The organism is Klebsiella michiganensis, assembly GCA_000963575.1.
Taxonomy (GTDB): domain Bacteria; phylum Pseudomonadota; class Gammaproteobacteria; order Enterobacterales; family Enterobacteriaceae; genus Cedecea; species Cedecea michiganensis_A.
Map to the genome: position 1 here is coordinate 4,052,157 of CP011077.1, position 15,920 is coordinate 4,068,076.

Consider the following 15,920-nt stretch of genomic DNA (forward strand, 5'->3'; position numbering starts at 1 on the left):
AGGGCGAGACCGCCCCTCAGCCTTTCCCCAAAGGGACAAGCGGACAAACATCTTTTCTCTGCTTCTTCTTCTCTTCCTTCCAGGGCGAGACCGCCCTTCAGCCTCTCCCCAAAGTGGAAAGGGACAAGCGGACAAACATCTTTATCTGCTTCTTCTTCCCCCTCTCCCTGCCAGGGAGAGGGTCGGGGTGAGGGTTAATAACCGCACAATCCGACACCCGCCTCCTCTTCAGCTGTCATTATTTTTCGCTATTATTCAGACCTCTCTTTGGCAAGTTGAAGATAATAATGAAAAACAATACTCACGGACTCAGCCCGGCGCTGATCGGCCTGATGTCTGTTGCAACCGGCCTCGCGGTTGCCAGCAACTACTATGCGCAACCGCTGCTCGATACCATCGCAAACGCCTTTTCTCTCTCGGTGAATCAGGCCGGTTTTATCGTTACTACGGCACAACTCGGCTACGCGGCGGGACTTTTACTGCTGGTTCCTCTTGGGGATATGTTCGAGCGCCGGGGGCTGATCGTCTTTATGACGCTGCTGGCGGCAGGTGGGATGCTGATCACCGCCACCAGCCAGTCCCTGTGGATGATGATTCTGGGCACCGCGCTGACCGGGCTCTTCTCCGTGGTGGCGCAAATTCTTGTGCCATTTGCCGCGACGCTCGCGGCGCCGGAAAAACGTGGCAAGGTTGTCGGGACTATCATGAGCGGGCTGTTGCTTGGGATCCTGCTGGCGCGTACCGTCGCCGGTTTGCTCGCAAGTCTCGGCGGCTGGCGCACTGTTTATTGGGTTGCCAGCGTGCTGATGGCGCTAATGGCGCTGGCCCTGTGGCGCGGGTTACCGCAGGTGAAACAGGACAGCCACCTCAACTACCCGCAGCTGCTGACCTCTATCTTCAGCCTGTTTATTAAAAACAGCCTGCTGCGCACCCGCGCCCTGCTGGGCTGCCTGACTTTCGCCAACTTCAGCATTCTTTGGACGTCAATGGCGTTCCTGCTGGCCTCACCGCCGTTTAACTATTCCGAAGGGGTTATCGGCCTGTTCGGCCTTGCAGGTGCCGCTGGCGCACTCGGGGCTCGCCCCGCAGGTGGGTTAGTGGATAAGGGCAAAGGGCACCACACCACCACCATTGGCCTGCTGCTGTTGCTGCTTTCCTGGGTCGCTATCGCTTTTGGTCAGTTCTCAGCCATAGCCCTGATTGTGGGTATTCTGGTGCTGGACCTGACCGTCCAGGGTGTCCATATCACCAACCAGAGTCTGATATACCGCATGATGCCGGAAGCCCGTAACCGACTGACCGCCGGATACATGACCAGCTACTTCATTGGCGGCGCAGCGGGCTCTCTAATTTCAGCGAGCGCTTACCAACATGCTGGCTGGAATGGGGTGTGCATTGCCGGCGCCAGCGTCGCCCTACTAAATTTGGTAGTGTGGTGGCGCGGATACCAGCGGCAGGCTGATTAGCGCGATATCGTCGCTCCCCGGAAGGGAAATTGAAGATGTAATGGCGGGGACAGTCTGTTAAGGTTGTCCCCGTTTACTAATTCGAGTGACATTAACGCAGGTTATTTATTAACACCCTATATGGATAGACCCGCAACTGTTTCAGCCGACAACCGCCACCGGGCGGCATTGTTACTCAGCCTGAAAGCAGCTTTTCCATCGCCATTTCTCCTGTCCTCAAGGCTTCAAGCCTCCGGCTTCGATGCCGTTAAACGCCGTTATACCACTCGAAACCCATTTTCTCTCCCCACGCTACTGAGCGCTCTGGGCTACGGCTTAGCGTGGTTTACGCCGATGGTGGCATCAAACAAACGTATATAAACGTATATAAACGTATAAATAATGCATTTACTTTATTTGTCACCATCGTTACTATATCGGCTGCAACTAATGAGGTTATGCCAAAATGGATAGTTCGTTCACGCCCATAGAACAAATGCTGAAGTTCCGCGCCAAACGTTACCAGGAGTTCCCGTACCAGGAGGTTCTGTTGACGCGTCTTTGTATGCACATGCAGGGTAAACTGCTGGAAAACCGCAATAAGATGCTGAAAGCGCAGGGGATCAACGAGACCTTATTCATGGCACTCATTACCCTTGAGTCCCAGGAAAATCACAGCATTCAGCCTTCCGAGCTGAGCTGCGCGCTGGGCTCATCCCGCACCAACGCCACGCGCATTGCCGATGAGCTTGAAAAACGCGGCTGGATTGAGCGCCGTGAAAGCGATAACGACCGCCGCTGTCTGCATCTGCATTTGACCGAAAAAGGTCAAGAATTCCTGAGTCAGGTGCTGCCACCGCAGCATAACTGCCTGCATCAACTGTGGTCTGCGCTGGATGCAGATGAGAAAACACAGCTGGAAACAATCACCCGTAAGCTGCTCAACCGTCTCGACCAGATGGAAGAGGATAAAGTGATCCTTGAAGCTCTGAGCTAAGCTTTCACCGTCTGTACGTCTGACAACAATCCGATTTCAAAACTACTTTCAGGCCAGCAATCTCCTTGCTGGCCTGTCAGGTCTAACAGGTCGGCTCAGCTGACCGGAAATAATAATAACCAGGTGGAGATTAGCATGAGCGCAAATGCGGAGACTCAAGCCCCGCAGCAACCGGCTAACAAGAAGGGGAAACGTAAAAGCGCCCTGATCTTGTTGACCTTGCTCTTTGTCATTATTGCTGTGGCATATGGAATCTATTGGTTTTTAGTGCTGCGTCACTTTGAAGAGACCGATGATGCTTATGTGGCAGGAAACCAGGTGCAGATCATGGCCCAGGTCTCCGGGAGCGTCACCAAAGTCTGGGCAGACAATACCGATTTCGTAAAACAGGGTGATGTTCTGGTCAGCCTCGATCGTGCCGACGCCGAGCAGGCGTTCGAGAAGGCCAAAACCCAGCTGGCCTCCAGCGTGCGGCAGACTCGCCAGCTGATGATCAACAGCAAGCAGTACCAGGCCAATATCGAACTGCAGAAAACCGCTCTGGCGCAGGCACAAAGCGACCTGAATCGCCGTATTCCGCTGGGCAGCGCCAACCTGATTGGTCGCGAAGAACTGCAACACGCCCGTGATGCCGTCACCAGCGCTCAGGCGCAGTTAGACGTGGCCGTGCAGCAATACAACGCCAACCAGGCGATGATCCTCGGTACCAAACTGGAAGAGCAGCCTGCGGTTCAACAGGCGGCGACCGAAGTACGTAACAGCTGGATGGCTCTCCAACGCACCACCATCGTCAGCCCAATGACCGGCTACGTCTCTCGCCGTGCCGTTCAGGTTGGCGCACAAATCAGCCCATCTACGCCTCTGATGGCTATCGTGCCGGCCAGCGGTATGTGGGTTGACGCTAACTTTAAAGAAACCCAGCTGGCGCATATGCGTATTGGCCAGTCGGCAACCATCGTCAGCGACATCTACGGCGACGACGTGAAATACACCGGGAAAGTTGTCGGCCTGGATATGGGCACCGGCAGCGCCTTCTCGCTGCTGCCTGCGCAGAACGCCACCGGGAACTGGATCAAAGTCGTTCAGCGCCTGCCGGTTCGTATCGAACTGGACGCCAAACAGGTTGAACAGCACCCGCTGCGTATCGGGCTATCCACTCTGGTGAACGTGGATACCAGCAACCGCGACGGGAGCGTACTGTCATCCCAGACCCGCACCACGCCGGTTTACGAAAGTAACGCCCGCGAGCTGAATCTAACGCCGGCTAACCAGCTTATTGACCAGATTATTCAGGCCAATGCGGGTTAATCAAGCGGAGGGTGTATGGCACAACAAAAACCGCTAGAAGGCGCCCAACTGGTCATCATGACCATCGCGCTGTCGCTGGCGACCTTTATGCAGGTGCTGGACTCCACCATCGCTAACGTGGCCATTCCGACCATTGCCGGTAATCTGGGCTCATCCCTGAGTCAGGGGACGTGGGTGATCACCTCATTCGGGGTGGCTAACGCCATCTCGATCCCGATAACCGGCTGGCTGGCCAAACGCTTCGGGGAAGTGAGGCTGTTCCTGTGGTCGACCGTGCTGTTTGCTATCGCTTCCTGGGCGTGCGGCATGTCGAACAGCCTGACGATGCTGATCTTCTTCCGCGTTATCCAGGGGATCGTTGCCGGACCGCTGATCCCGCTGTCGCAGAGTCTGTTGCTGAGCAACTACCCTCCCGCCAAGCGCAGCATTGCGCTGGCGCTGTGGTCGATGACGGTTATCGTGGCACCGATTTGTGGCCCAATTCTGGGCGGCTATATTAGCGACAACTATCATTGGGGTTGGATCTTCTTCATCAACGTGCCAATTGGCATTGTCGTGGTGCTGATGAGCCTGCAAGCCCTGCGAGGCCGCGAAACCCGTACCGAGCAGCGACGCATTGATGGCGTGGGGCTGGCCTTGTTGGTGCTGGGGATCGGCAGCCTGCAGATCATGCTCGACCGGGGCAAAGAATTGGACTGGTTTAACTCGACGGAAATCATCGTGTTGACGGTGATAGCAGTGGTCACCATCAGCTTCCTGATTGTGTGGGAACTCACCGACGACAACCCGATAGTCGACCTGTCGCTGTTTAAGTCGCGAAACTTTACCATCGGCTGCCTGTGTATCAGTCTCGCCTACATGCTCTATTTCGGCGCGATTGTGCTACTGCCGCAGCTGTTGCAGGAAGTGTATGGCTACACCGCGACCTGGGCCGGGCTTGCGTCTGCGCCTGTCGGGATAATCCCGGTGCTGCTGTCGCCGATTATCGGCCGCTTCGCGCACAAGCTCGATATGCGCCGCCTGGTGACCTTCAGCTTCATTATGTATGCGGTGTGCTTCTACTGGCGCGCGTATACCTTTGAGCCGGGGATGGACTTTGCCGCCTCGGCCTGGCCGCAGTTTATTCAGGGCTTTGCGGTGGCGTGCTTCTTCATGCCGCTCACCACAATTACGCTGTCTGGTCTGCCGCCGGAGCGCCTTGCTGCGGCGTCGAGTCTGTCGAACTTTACCCGTACGCTGGCGGGTTCGATTGGTACTTCGATAACCACCACGCTGTGGACGAACCGCGAGTCGCTGCACCATGCGCAGCTCACGGAGTCTGTCACGCCGTTTAACCCGAACTCGGTTGAAACCTATAACCAGCTTCAGGGCTTAGGTATGTCGCAGCAGCAGGCTTCCGGCTACATCGCCCAGCAGATCACCAACCAGGGGCTTATCATCTCCGCTAACGAGATTTTCTGGTTCTCGGCGGGGGTGTTTATTCTGCTGCTTGGGCTGGTGTGGTTTGCCAAACCGCCTTTCGGGGCGGGCGGCGGCGGCGGCGGCGGCGCGCACTGATATTTGTTACTAAGGGAGCCTTCGGGCTCCTTTTTCTTTGCCTGAGCCTGGCGGTTTCGCCACACAGGTTGTCAGCTTTGCGCCAGCCCCGGCAAAGATTATTCGCCAGGATAAATGCACCACACGACCCGGAGAATCCTGATGCTGACCAACCCATCGCAAAAATACCTCGCCCATGCGCCGATTCAGTTACCCGACCGCCAGTGGCCGAATAAAACCCTGACCCAGGCCCCACGCTGGCTTTCCACCGATCTGCGCGACGGCAATCAGGCCCTGGCCGAACCCATGGATGCGGCACGCAAGCTGCGCTTCTGGGATTTGCTGCTGAAGTGCGGCTTCAAAGAGATTGAGGTCGCCTTCCCTGCCGCCTCAGAGACCGACTTTCAGTTTGTGCGACAATTGATTGAAGAAAATCGTATTCCTGAAGATGTCAGCATTCAGGTCCTGACCCAAGCGCGCAGCGATCTGATTGAACGCACCTTTGCGTCTCTGGCTGGGGCGCACAGCGCCACGGTGCACTTGTATAACGCCACCGCCCCGCTATTCCGCAGGCTGGTATTCCGCCAGAGTAAAGAAGAGATCGTTCAACTGGCGGTCACCGCCACTCGCCAGGTACGAGCGCTGTGTGAGGCTAACCCGCAGACGCGCTGGCGCTATGAATACTCTCCGGAAACCTTTTGCTTTACCGAGCCTGAGTTTGCCCTGCAAATTTGTGAGGCGGTGGCGGACGTCTGGGAACCCTCTCCCGAACGGCCAATGATTATCAACCTGCCCGCGACCGTTGAGGTGAACACCCCCAACGTCTATGCCGATCAGATTGAGTATTTCTGCCGCCACTTTTCCCGCCGCAATGCGGTGTGTATCAGCGTGCATCCACACAACGATCGCGGCAGCGGCGTGGCCAGCGCTGAACTCGCGATACTTGCCGGGGCAGATCGGGTTGAAGGCTGCCTGTTTGGAAACGGGGAGCGCACCGGGAACGTCTGCCTGGTCACTCTGGCAATGAACCTTTATAGCCAGGGGATTTCCCCGCAGCTGGATTTCAGCGATATAAAGCAAGTGGTAGAGCTGGTCGAGCAATGCAATCAATTACCGGTGCATCCGCGCCATCCTTATGCCGGGAAGCTCGCTTTTACCGCTTTTTCCGGGTCACATCAGGATGCCATTAAGAAAGGTTTTTCCGCGCGGGGTGAGTCCGACTCAACGCTGTGGGAGATGCCCTATCTTCCCGTTGATCCGAACGATATTGGCTGCAGCTATGAAGCCGTGATCCGCGTCAACAGCCAGTCCGGAAAAAGCGGGGCTGCCTGGATGCTGGAGCAAAATCACGGCCTGGTGCTACCCCGCGGCTTACAGCAAGACTTTAGCCGCCATGTGCAGACTCAGACCGACAGGGATGGCAACGAGATGACGCTGAGCGCCCTGTGGCAGCTGTTCCGCACACTTTATGGCCCACATCAAACTGCCCCACGCCAGCTGCTGGATTACCGGACGGAGAGCCAGGCCGACGGATCTCTCCAGCTGTGGGCTCGCGTGCAAACGCAGGACGGTATCATTGCCCTGCAGGGCAAAGGTAACGGTTTGCTTTCAGCCGCGGCCGATGCGCTCAAATCTCGTTTTAACCTGGCGTTTTCTATTGAGGATTATCATGAGCATACACTCGGCAGGCACAGCGAAAGCCGCTCAGCGGCCTATATCCGCTGCACCTTCAGGCAGGGCATAAGCCACTGGGGAACCGGCATTGATAACGACGTCTCACGCGCTTCGCTACAGGCGCTGTTAAACGCACTGCCTGCGGGTTAATCGGAGTAGAAATATTCGCTCGGTGAAACGCCGAGCGTTCGTCGAAACATGGCGCTGAAGGCGCTGTGGCTTTCGTACCCGAGATCCAGCGCCACGCGCAGCACGGACTGCCCCTGGGCAAGGCGATCGAGCGCCTCCATCAGCCTTGCCCTGCGCAGCCATTCGCTAAACGCCAGGCCCGTTTGCTGGCGAAAATGGCGGAGCAGCGTTCTCTCACTCACGTTAAGCTTTTCCGCAGCAAGGGCGTTTGTCCACAACTTACCGGGCTCCGCCTGAATCTGGCGACATAAAGCCAGTAGTCCTGGAGACTGTGGCTCAGGCAGATTAAACGGCAGCGCGGCGATACCCCGAATTTCATCGAGGATCAGCTCGTAAATTCGCTCCGCCCGGCTTCCCGCCGGGTACGCCTCCGGCAGCTGGAGCGAGGTGATAATCAGCTCGCGCAGTAAGGGGGATATCTGCACAACCTGACACACCGAGGGTAAGTCTGCCCGGGCAAACGGATCGATAAACAACGTGCGGGCCGCTACGTGCCCGGTAATTTGCAGACGGTGCTGCGTACCAGCGGGCAACCAGACGCCGCGCCCCGGCGGAACAACCCAAATCCCCTGCCCGGTTTCGACTCGTACCACTCCACTCAGCGTATGCAGCAGCTGCGCGCAGTCGTGACTGTGCCAGGGCTCCGACGCGCCATGGCTGTAATCATGGGCGAAAGGAACCAGCGGCCGCGTGGCAAAACTGAACTTCAGGCTGGTGGACATAGTTTATTTCGTGAGCAAAAAGATGAAGATAGCATACCGCAGGCGTAAAAAAAGGAGCCTCCTGGCTCCTTTTTACCGCTGGCACAAAACTAGATGTGCAGCTCCTGCAGCTTCTCTTTCGGCAGAGCCAGCTCATCATTGCTGTTGACGCTGACGCCATGCTCGATGATGTGACGCGCGATATCCTGCGCTTCTTGCAGAGAGTGCATCTGATAAGTCCCGCACTGGTAAACGTTCAGCTCAGGGATCTGGTTCTGCTCTTTCACTTTCAGCACGTCCTGCATCGCCGCTTTCCAGGCATCCGCCACGCGCTGCTCTGCCGGTACGCCGATCAGGCTCATATAGAACCCGGTGCGGCAGCCCATTGGGGAGATGTCGATGATCTCTACCCCATTCCCGTTCAGGTGGTCACGCATAAAACCGGCAAACAGGTGCTCCAGAGTATGGATCCCTTTTTCCGGCATCACTTCCTTGTTTGGGACACAAAAGCGCAGGTCAAACACCGTAATGGTGTCACCGTGTGGCGTGTGCATAGTTTTGGCTACACGGACTGCAGGCGCACCCATACGAGTATGGTCGACTGTGAAGCTATCCAACAACGGCATCTGGTCACCTCCGATAAAATGATTTTTTTTAAAAATAATTGAAACTATTTTTACGCACGCGAGTCTGAGTATATGAAAGACGCGCATTTGTTATCATCATCCCTGTTATTCAGAGATGAATATTTGGCCACAAGTATGTGGCCATTTTCTTTTCTGTCAGGCCTTCTTCGCCAGCCAGCTATCAAACGACTCCGTATCCGCCGCCTCAATATCCCGCTGACGCTGCCATGAAGCATCATGTTCTTTCTGCAGGGCATCCGCAGTTAAAATTTCCAACGGCTCCTGAATCAGCATCTGACGGTATTGTTCAGCCAGCGCCAGGCCGGTGCCGCCAATCCCGTTATCAATCATAGAACGTAAAATACGTGCTGAATACGTCAATTCTGGATCTTCAAAGCTGGCAACCAGCTGGTCGCAAACCTGCTGATATTCCTGGCTGTTGGTCATGCCGTCGAGCGTTTCCGCCACGCGGCGCAGGTCGGCGAACAGATCTTTACCCACTTTCGACAGCGGATGCTGAGCCGTTTCACAGCCAATACCAAGGGTAAGCCCAGGCTTCCGCCCTTCCAGAATCACGCGATTCCAGTTGGTGCGGGTGCACAGCAGCTCATCACTACTCATCTCCGGCGCATCGGCCAGCACGCACCAAATCATAAACAGGTCGAGGAACCGAACCTGCTGCTCATCCACGCCAATCGGCGAGAACGGGTTAATATCCAGCGAACGCACTTCGATATACTCAATGCCGCCGCGCAGCAGCGCATCTGACGGCGATTCTCCATCACGCGTCACGCGTTTTGGGCGAATTGGCGCATAGAGTTCATTTTCAATTTGCAGCACGTTGGTGTTGAGCTGCAGGTGCTTCCCATCCTTCATCAAACCAATCTTAGCGTACTCTTCTGACGGGGTTTTAATCGCCCGCTTCAGCGCATCGACATAGGTGTTCAGATCGTTGAAGGTGATGCCAAGGTTGCTCTGTGACTTATTGGTGTAACCCAGGTCACTCAAGCGCAATGAAGTCGCATACGGCAAGTAATACATGCCGCATTCAGTTTTCTCAAACGGCAGCGCGCTCTCTTTACCCTGCAGGAATGAAGAGCAGATAGCCGGAGAAGCGCCGAACAGGTAAGGGATTACCCAACCAAAGCGGTAATAGTTGCGGATCAGGCGGAAGTAGCCGGCAGAAATGGCCTCTTTACCACTTTCTGCGTCCTGTACGCCACACTTTGCCTGCCAGAAAGCCATCGGCAGGGAGAAGTTGTAATGCACGCCGGAGATGGTTTGCATCAGCGCGCCATAGCGGTTTTTCAACCCTTCGCGGTACAGCGTTTTAAAGCGGCCCGCGTTAGAGGAGCCATACTGCGCCAGCTCAATGTTCTGACCGTCGTCGATGTAGCACGGCATACTCAGCGGCCACATACGTTCCTCGCCCAGCTCACGCGCCGTATGGCGATGAATGTCGCGCAGGAAGGTCAGCATATGGTCAATGTCACCATCAACCGGAGTAATAAATTCCAGGAGGGCTTCGGCGAAGTCCGTGGTAATCCATTTATGCGTAAACGCTGAGCCAAGGCTTTCAGGATGCCCGGTGGTGGCTAAATCGCCTTCTGGCGTCACGCGCAGCGTTTCACGCTCAAGACCACGGCAAATGCCTTTTACTGCTTCAGGGTGTTTTTCCAGCCAGGCCAAAGCCTGTGATACGTCCGGGATCAAATTGACCTCCCGCCTGTCGAATTTATTTTAATAAGCATAATTGTTTTCGCCGGTGATGAAGATTCATCCCACGCAATTAGTGCCACCACGCCATGCCTTGTACCGTTGCAGCCGCGACAACGATGTAGCGTAGCGCTTTACCAAGGCATAAAAAGAATATCACCGGCCCCCAGCTCAGGCGTAACCACCCGGCCAGCAGGCACAACAGATCGCCTATCAGCGGCATCCAGCTCAGTAATAACGTCGCTGGGCCAAAACGAGTCAACCAGTCGGTCGCTTTCCCCTGCCAGCGCGATTGTATACGCTGCGGGAAAAAGCGCCCCAGAATAACGTTAGTCATACCGCCAAGGCTATTACCGATTGTTGCTATTATCACAAGAACCGATACCGGACCGCTACCGGCGACCAGAAGCGCCACAAGCACCGCTTCCGAGCTGCCCGGCAGTAGCGTCGCGCTCAAAAAACTGCTGGTGAACAATGAAAGGAGCGATAGCGCGTCGCTCACAGTAAGCGCACGTCCACCGCATCCATTCCCGCACTACGCGCCGCCTGAAGGCCAAAATCGGCATCTTCAAACACAATACATTTCTCCGGTGCTACGCCCATCAGTTCAGCGCAGCGTAAGAAGGTATCAGGTGCAGGCTTATGGTGTTTAACATGATCTGCTGCCACTACCGCAGCAAAATACTGACGCAGGCCAAGATGTTTAAGCAGCGCTTCTGCAATATCGCTTTCACTACCGGTGCCGACCGACATCGGGCGGCGACCATGCCAGGCTTTAACTACCTCAATCAGCGGCAGCGGGCGCACGGTATCAAGCAGCATTGCACGCACGGCAACGGTTTTTTCGGCCGCGAGGCTGTGGGGATCGAGGTCGGCATTGTGGCTTTCAATGATCGCCGCAGCAATTTTCCAGCTTGGCGCGCCGTTCAGGGCAACCATCGCCTGCTCGTCGAAGCTCATGCCATAGCGGCCAAGGGTTTCGTGCCAGGCTTTACGGTGAGTCGGCTCCGTATCGAGGATCGTGCCGTCCATATCAAAGATTAAACCGTCATAGCGATCGTACATCTCACCCTCACTTCACTGAATGTCGAGGCGTTACTTTAGCGTAAACGGCTGAAATTGTCGCTGTCTGTGGCCTGAGAGGATATTGCGAAAAAGGGGTATGAAAACCTAAACGGTATGTTCGTGATAGGGAAGTTTAAATGACGTATTGGGGGGAATTTAATGCTTACGGAGAAATTAACTTTCTCTGTCACACCGTCATCGCTAATGATGCGGGAAAATATGGTGCATCCGGGAGGATTCGAACCTCCGACCGCTCGGTTCGTAGCCGAGTACTCTATCCAGCTGAGCTACGGATGCATCGGGATTACTGCTTTTACTGCTGACTCAATGTCGCTCATCATGCCGCAACACTGATGAAGATGGTGCATCCGGGAGGATGACTCGCCGTTTGCTTGCCCTAGAGGGCCGCTGCTGAAGCAACGTTATCCTCCCTGGCGCTGGCAGAGAGATTAACTTTCTCTGTCACACCGTCATCGCTAATGATGCGGGAGAAGATGGTGCATCCGGGAGGATTCGAACCTCCGACCGCTCGGTTCGTAGCCGAGTACTCTATCCAGCTGAGCTACGGATGCATCGGGATTACTGCTTTTACTGCTGACTCAATGTCGCTCATCATGCCGCAACACTGATGAAGATGGTGCATCCGGGAGGATGACTCGCCGTTTGCTTGCCCTAGAGGGCCGTTGCTGAAGCAACGTTATCCTCCCTGGCGCTGGCAGAGAGATTAACTTTCTCTGTCACACCGTCATCGCTAATGATGCGGGAGAAGATGGTGCATCCGGGAGGATTCGAACCTCCGACCGCTCGGTTCGTAGCCGAGTACTCTATCCAGCTGAGCTACGGATGCATCGGGATTACTGCTTTTACTACTGACTCAATGTCGCTCATCATGCCGCAACACTGATGAAGATGGTGCATCCGGGAGGATTACTCGCCGTTTGCTCGCCCTAGAGGGCCGTTGCTGAAGCAACGTTATCCTCCCTGGCGCTGGCAGAGAGATTAACTTTCTCTGTCACACCGTCATCACTAATGATGCGGGAGAAAATGGTGCATCCGGGAGGATTCGAACCTCCGACCGCTCGGTTCGTAGCCGAGTACTCTATCCAGCTGAGCTACGGATGCAAAATGGCGGTGAGGCGGGGATTCGAACCCCGGATGCAGCTTTTGACCGCATACTCCCTTAGCAGGGGAGCGCCTTCAGCCTCTCGGCCACCTCACCACACGCCTCTTTCGAGTGCTTCGAGTTACTCGTTAAAGCTTCTCGTCGCTGCGTGGCGCACATATTACTTTCTGGGACTTATAAGTCAAACAATTTTTCCCTACTCGCTATCGATTGCACAAATCACGCTCGATTAGGGTAATTTGGAGACAAAAAGAGTGTTTTATCAACAGGCAAACGGTAATAAGCGCGCAGAAACATCCCGCAGGTAAGCGAAGCAAAATGGTGTTAACAAGGGAGCGAAAGGGAACAACAGGAAGAAGAGGTGCACCTCGCTGTTCCTCAGCGAGGCGCGATATTTTTAGAAATTCGTTTGTTGGGATTTTTCAGCCTGGATACGTTGGTAGATCTCTTCGCGGTGTACAGAGACTTCTTTCGGGGCGTTAACACCAATACGGACCTGGTTGCCTTTCACCCCAAGTACAGTCACGGTCACCTCATCCCCAATCATAAGGGTCTCACCAACTCGACGAGTCAGAATTAACATTCTTTGCTCCTTGAAAGATTAAAAGAGTCGGGTCTCTCTGTATCCCGGCATTATCCATCATATAACGCGAAAATGTAGCGGATGACAAATAGATAAAACGGACTCTGTCATAGCATTACACTCTGTTATATCTAAGTTTAGCCGATATACACAACTTCAACCTGACTTTATCATTATTGATAGTGTGTAAATGTTAGTACGCCATAACTGAGAACAGTTATGGCGCAATACACTTTTAGTTATTTTCAGAGTTTTGCCGTAACCCAGGCTTCAACACCGGCCAGTGCGCCCGGCAATGCCGCCGCATCTGTACCACCGGCCTGAGCCATATCAGGACGACCGCCCCCTTTGCCGCCAACCTGCTGTGCAACCATCCCCACCAGTTCCCCCGCCTTAACGCGGTCGGTCACATCTTTGGAGACACCAGCAATCAGAGACACTTTCCCTTCTGCCACGGTGGCCAGAACAATCACGGCGGAGCCAAGCTGATTTTTCAGGTCATCGACCATGGTGCGCAACATCTTAGGCTCGACGTTGCTCAGCTCGCTTACCAGTAATTTAACGCCTTTTACTTCAACCGCTTTGCTGGAGAGATTTGCGCTCTCCTGCGAAGCCTGCTGTTCTTTCAACTGCTGCAGCTCTTTTTCCAACTGGCGGGTACGTTCAAGAACCGAACGGACCTTCTCGTTCAGGTTCTGGCTATCGCCTTTCAGCAGTTGAGCAATGTCGTGCAATTGGTCGCTTTGCGCATGGAGATTGGCCAGTGCGCCTTCGCCGGTCACGGCCTCAATACGACGCACGCCAGCCGCGGTACCAGATTCCGCAACGATGCGGAACAGGCCGATATCGCCCGTACGTGATGCGTGAGTGCCGCCACACAGTTCGGTGGAGAAATCACCCATGCTCAGCACACGTACGTGGTCGTCATATTTCTCGCCAAACAGCGCCATTGCCCCCTTCGCTTTCGCCGCTTCAAGATCCATAACGTTGGTCTCGACAGGCAGGTTACGACGAATTTGCGCGTTAACGATATCTTCTACGGCGCGGATTTCAGCCGGCTTCATCGCTTCAAAATGAGAGAAGTCGAAGCGCAGGCCTTTGTCATTTACCAGGGAGCCTTTCTGTGCAACGTGGGTGCCAAGCACCTGGCGCAGCGCAGCATGCAGAAGGTGTGTTGCGGAGTGGTTCAGGCGAATACGCGCGCGACGGGCTTCATCAACTTTCGCTTCAACGCTGTCGCCCACTTTCAGCACGCCGGAAACCAGCTTGCCAAGATGACCGATTGCCTGGCCGTATTTCTGAGTGTCGTTAACCGCGAAGTCAACGCCGTGACCTTTCACAGCACCTTTATCGCCAACCTGGCCGCCGGACTCACCGTAGAATGGCGTTTCGTTCAGCACCACGACGGCATCCTGACCGGCAGTAACCTGATCAACGGATTTGCCGTCAACAAACAGCGCGGTCACTTTCGCGTTCAGGTCGAGGCTGTCGTAGCCTTTAAATTCAGAAGCAGAATCCACGCGGATCATGCTGTTGTAGTCTGCGCCAAAACCGCTGGACTCGCGCGCGCGACGGCGCTGCTCTTCCATTGCAGCTTCAAAGCCCGCTTCGTCAACTTTGATGTTGCGCTCGCGGCAAACGTCAGCCGTCAGATCTACAGGGAAGCCGTAGGTGTCATACAGGCGGAAAGCGGTTTCGCCATCCAGCGTATCGCCCTTCAGCTTAGACAGTTCGTCATCCAGCAGCGCCAGGCCACGCTCCAGCGTGCGTGCAAACTGCTCTTCTTCGGTTTTCAGAACCTGCTCAACCAGCGCCTGTTGCTTTGCCAGCTCTTCGCCAGCGGAACCCATGACGTCGACTAGCGGGCCAACCAGCTTATAGAAGAAGGTGTCTTTCGCGCCCAGCATGTTTCCGTGACGAATGGCGCGACGAATGATACGGCGCAGCACATAACCACGGTTTTCGTTAGAAGGCGTCACGCCGTCAGCAATCAGGAATGCACATGAACGGATATGGTCCGCAATAACGCGCAGGGATTTGTTCGACAGATCTGTCGCCCCGGTCACTTCAGCAACGGACTGAATCAGCTTTTTGAACAGATCGATATCGTAGTTGGAGTTTACGTGTTGCAGTACGGCCGCAATACGCTCCAGACCCATACCGGTATCTACAGAAGGTTTTGGTAGCGGCAGCATGGTACCGTCGATCTGACGGTTGAACTGCATGAACACGATGTTCCAGATCTCAATGTAGCGATCGCCATCTTCTTCAGGGCTTCCCGGAGGACCACCCCAGATGTGATCGCCGTGATCGTAGAAAATCTCGGTGCACGGGCCGCAAGGACCGGTATCACCCATCTGCCAGAAGTTATCGGATGCGAAGGCTGCGCCTTTGTTGTCGCCAATGCGAATAATGCGCTCGCGCGGCACACCCACTTCTTTTTCCCAGATCTCATAGGCTTCGTCATCGGTTTCGTAGACGGTCACCCACAGGCGTTCTTTCGGCAGCGCAAACCAGTTTTCGCCGGTCAGTAGTTCCCAGGCAAAGTTAATCGCATCGTGTTTGAAATAGTCGCCAAAGCTGAAGTTACCCAGCATCTCGAAGAAGGTATGGTGACGCGCGGTGTAACCGACGTTTTCCAGATCGTTGTGCTTGCCGCCTGCGCGGACACAACGCTGAGACGTTGTGGCGCGGGAATAATTACGCTTGTCGAGACCCAGGAAAACATCCTTGAACTGGTTCATCCCGGCATTGGTAAACAGCAAAGTCGGATCGTTGTTCGGTACCAGGGAGCTACTCGCTACAACCTGGTGGCCTTTACTATGGAAAAAATCGAGAAACGCCTGACGGATCTCAGCGGTGCTCTTGCTCATAATTATCCTGGAATCAAGCTAACGAAGAGTTGTAAACCTGCCATGACGGCCGTAACGCAGACGGCTCAGGCCAGCTTACCTGGA

Annotated in this window: 12 protein-coding genes and 5 tRNA genes; 5 read left to right on the top strand and 12 right to left on the bottom strand. The window is 55.0% G+C overall.

Going from position 1 to position 15,920, the window contains the following annotated elements:
* Positions 1 to 287: 287 nt before the first annotated feature.
* From VW41_18685 to VW41_18705, 5 genes are all read left to right on the top strand, one after another.
* The gene (locus VW41_18685; GenBank protein ID AJZ90892.1) at positions 288 to 1,466 is read left to right on the top strand and encodes a transporter; all 1,179 of its coding nucleotides are present in this window, start codon (positions 288 to 290) and stop codon (positions 1,464 to 1,466) included.
* 445 nt (positions 1,467 to 1,911) lie between these two features.
* Positions 1,912 to 2,442 (top strand): transcriptional repressor MprA, encoded by a 531-nt coding sequence (locus VW41_18690; GenBank protein AJZ90893.1) that lies wholly within the window; start codon positions 1,912 to 1,914, stop codon positions 2,440 to 2,442.
* Between the two features lie 135 nt (positions 2,443 to 2,577).
* A complete protein-coding gene (locus VW41_18695; GenBank protein ID AJZ90894.1) occupies positions 2,578 to 3,750 on the top strand; it encodes a multidrug transporter in 1,173 nt (390 codons plus the stop codon).
* Between the two features lie 15 nt (positions 3,751 to 3,765).
* Positions 3,766 to 5,307 (top strand): multidrug resistance protein B, encoded by a 1,542-nt coding sequence (emrB, locus tag VW41_18700; protein ID AJZ90895.1) that lies wholly within the window; start codon positions 3,766 to 3,768, stop codon positions 5,305 to 5,307.
* A gap of 141 nt (positions 5,308 to 5,448) precedes the next feature.
* Complete coding sequence (locus VW41_18705; GenBank protein AJZ90896.1) at positions 5,449 to 7,110, top strand: 2-isopropylmalate synthase; 1,662 nt, start codon at positions 5,449 to 5,451, stop codon at positions 7,108 to 7,110.
* Here the strand turns inward: VW41_18705 and VW41_18710 are convergent.
* The 12 genes from VW41_18710 to VW41_18765 all read right to left on the bottom strand — a co-directional run bounded on the left by VW41_18710 (position 7,107) and on the right by VW41_18765 (position 15,836).
* Positions 7,107 to 7,871, bottom strand: a complete 765-nt coding sequence (locus VW41_18710) for an AraC family transcriptional regulator (protein AJZ90897.1) — start codon at positions 7,869 to 7,871, stop codon at positions 7,107 to 7,109. The genes VW41_18705 and VW41_18710 overlap by 4 nt on opposite strands.
* 89 nt (positions 7,872 to 7,960) lie before the next feature.
* A complete protein-coding gene (locus VW41_18715; protein ID AJZ92023.1) occupies positions 7,961 to 8,476 on the bottom strand; it encodes an S-ribosylhomocysteinase in 516 nt (171 codons plus the stop codon).
* 156 nt (positions 8,477 to 8,632) lie between these two features.
* Positions 8,633 to 10,189: a glutamate--cysteine ligase gene (locus tag VW41_18720; protein ID AJZ90898.1), complete on the bottom strand. Its 1,557-nt coding sequence runs from the start codon at positions 10,187 to 10,189 to the stop codon at positions 8,633 to 8,635.
* 76 nt (positions 10,190 to 10,265) lie between these two features.
* A complete protein-coding gene (locus VW41_18725) occupies positions 10,266 to 10,694 on the bottom strand; it encodes a membrane protein (GenBank protein AJZ90899.1) in 429 nt (142 codons plus the stop codon).
* Positions 10,691 to 11,257 carry a 6-phosphogluconate phosphatase gene (locus tag VW41_18730; GenBank protein ID AJZ90900.1) on the bottom strand — a complete coding sequence of 189 codons (567 nt, stop codon included), beginning with the start codon at positions 11,255 to 11,257 and terminating at the stop codon, positions 10,691 to 10,693. The genes VW41_18725 and VW41_18730 overlap by 4 nt, the downstream gene beginning before the upstream one ends.
* A 220-nt stretch (positions 11,258 to 11,477) precedes the next feature.
* Positions 11,478 to 11,554, bottom strand: a tRNA-Arg gene (locus tag VW41_18735).
* A 198-nt stretch (positions 11,555 to 11,752) separates the two neighbouring features.
* Positions 11,753 to 11,829, bottom strand: a tRNA-Arg gene (locus VW41_18740).
* 198 nt (positions 11,830 to 12,027) lie between these two features.
* Positions 12,028 to 12,104, bottom strand: a tRNA-Arg gene (locus tag VW41_18745).
* A 198-nt stretch (positions 12,105 to 12,302) separates the two neighbouring features.
* A tRNA-Arg gene (locus VW41_18750) sits at positions 12,303 to 12,379 on the bottom strand.
* A gap of 4 nt (positions 12,380 to 12,383) precedes the next feature.
* A tRNA-Ser gene (locus VW41_18755) sits at positions 12,384 to 12,476 on the bottom strand.
* Positions 12,477 to 12,777: 301 nt separating this feature from the next.
* Positions 12,778 to 12,963 carry a carbon storage regulator gene (locus tag VW41_18760; GenBank protein AJZ90901.1) on the bottom strand — a complete coding sequence of 62 codons (186 nt, stop codon included), beginning with the start codon at positions 12,961 to 12,963 and terminating at the stop codon, positions 12,778 to 12,780.
* Positions 12,964 to 13,208: 245 nt separating this feature from the next.
* Complete coding sequence (locus VW41_18765) at positions 13,209 to 15,836, bottom strand: alanyl-tRNA synthetase (protein ID AJZ90902.1); 2,628 nt, start codon at positions 15,834 to 15,836, stop codon at positions 13,209 to 13,211.
* Positions 15,837 to 15,920: the final 84 nt, after the last annotated feature.

Excerpts from the sequence above, each read along its gene's own strand:
- VW41_18705 (AJZ90896.1), top strand. The coding sequence starts at position 5,449 with ATGCTGACCAACCCATCGCAAAAATACCTCGCCCATGCGCCGATTCAG.
- VW41_18690 (AJZ90893.1), top strand. The coding sequence starts at position 1,912 with ATGGATAGTTCGTTCACGCCCATAGAACAAATGCTGAAGTTCCGCGCC.
- VW41_18710 (AJZ90897.1), bottom strand. The coding sequence starts at position 7,871 with ATGTCCACCAGCCTGAAGTTCAGTTTTGCCACGCGGCCGCTGGTTCCT.
- VW41_18760 (AJZ90901.1), bottom strand. The coding sequence starts at position 12,963 with ATGTTAATTCTGACTCGTCGAGTTGGTGAGACCCTTATGATTGGGGAT.
- VW41_18685 (AJZ90892.1), top strand. The coding sequence starts at position 288 with ATGAAAAACAATACTCACGGACTCAGCCCGGCGCTGATCGGCCTGATG.
- VW41_18695 (AJZ90894.1), top strand. The coding sequence starts at position 2,578 with ATGAGCGCAAATGCGGAGACTCAAGCCCCGCAGCAACCGGCTAACAAG.
- VW41_18730 (AJZ90900.1), bottom strand. The coding sequence starts at position 11,257 with ATGTACGATCGCTATGACGGTTTAATCTTTGATATGGACGGCACGATC.
- emrB (AJZ90895.1), top strand. The coding sequence starts at position 3,766 with ATGGCACAACAAAAACCGCTAGAAGGCGCCCAACTGGTCATCATGACC.
- VW41_18765 (AJZ90902.1), bottom strand. The coding sequence starts at position 15,836 with ATGAGCAAGAGCACCGCTGAGATCCGTCAGGCGTTTCTCGATTTTTTC.
- VW41_18715 (AJZ92023.1), bottom strand. The coding sequence starts at position 8,476 with ATGCCGTTGTTGGATAGCTTCACAGTCGACCATACTCGTATGGGTGCG.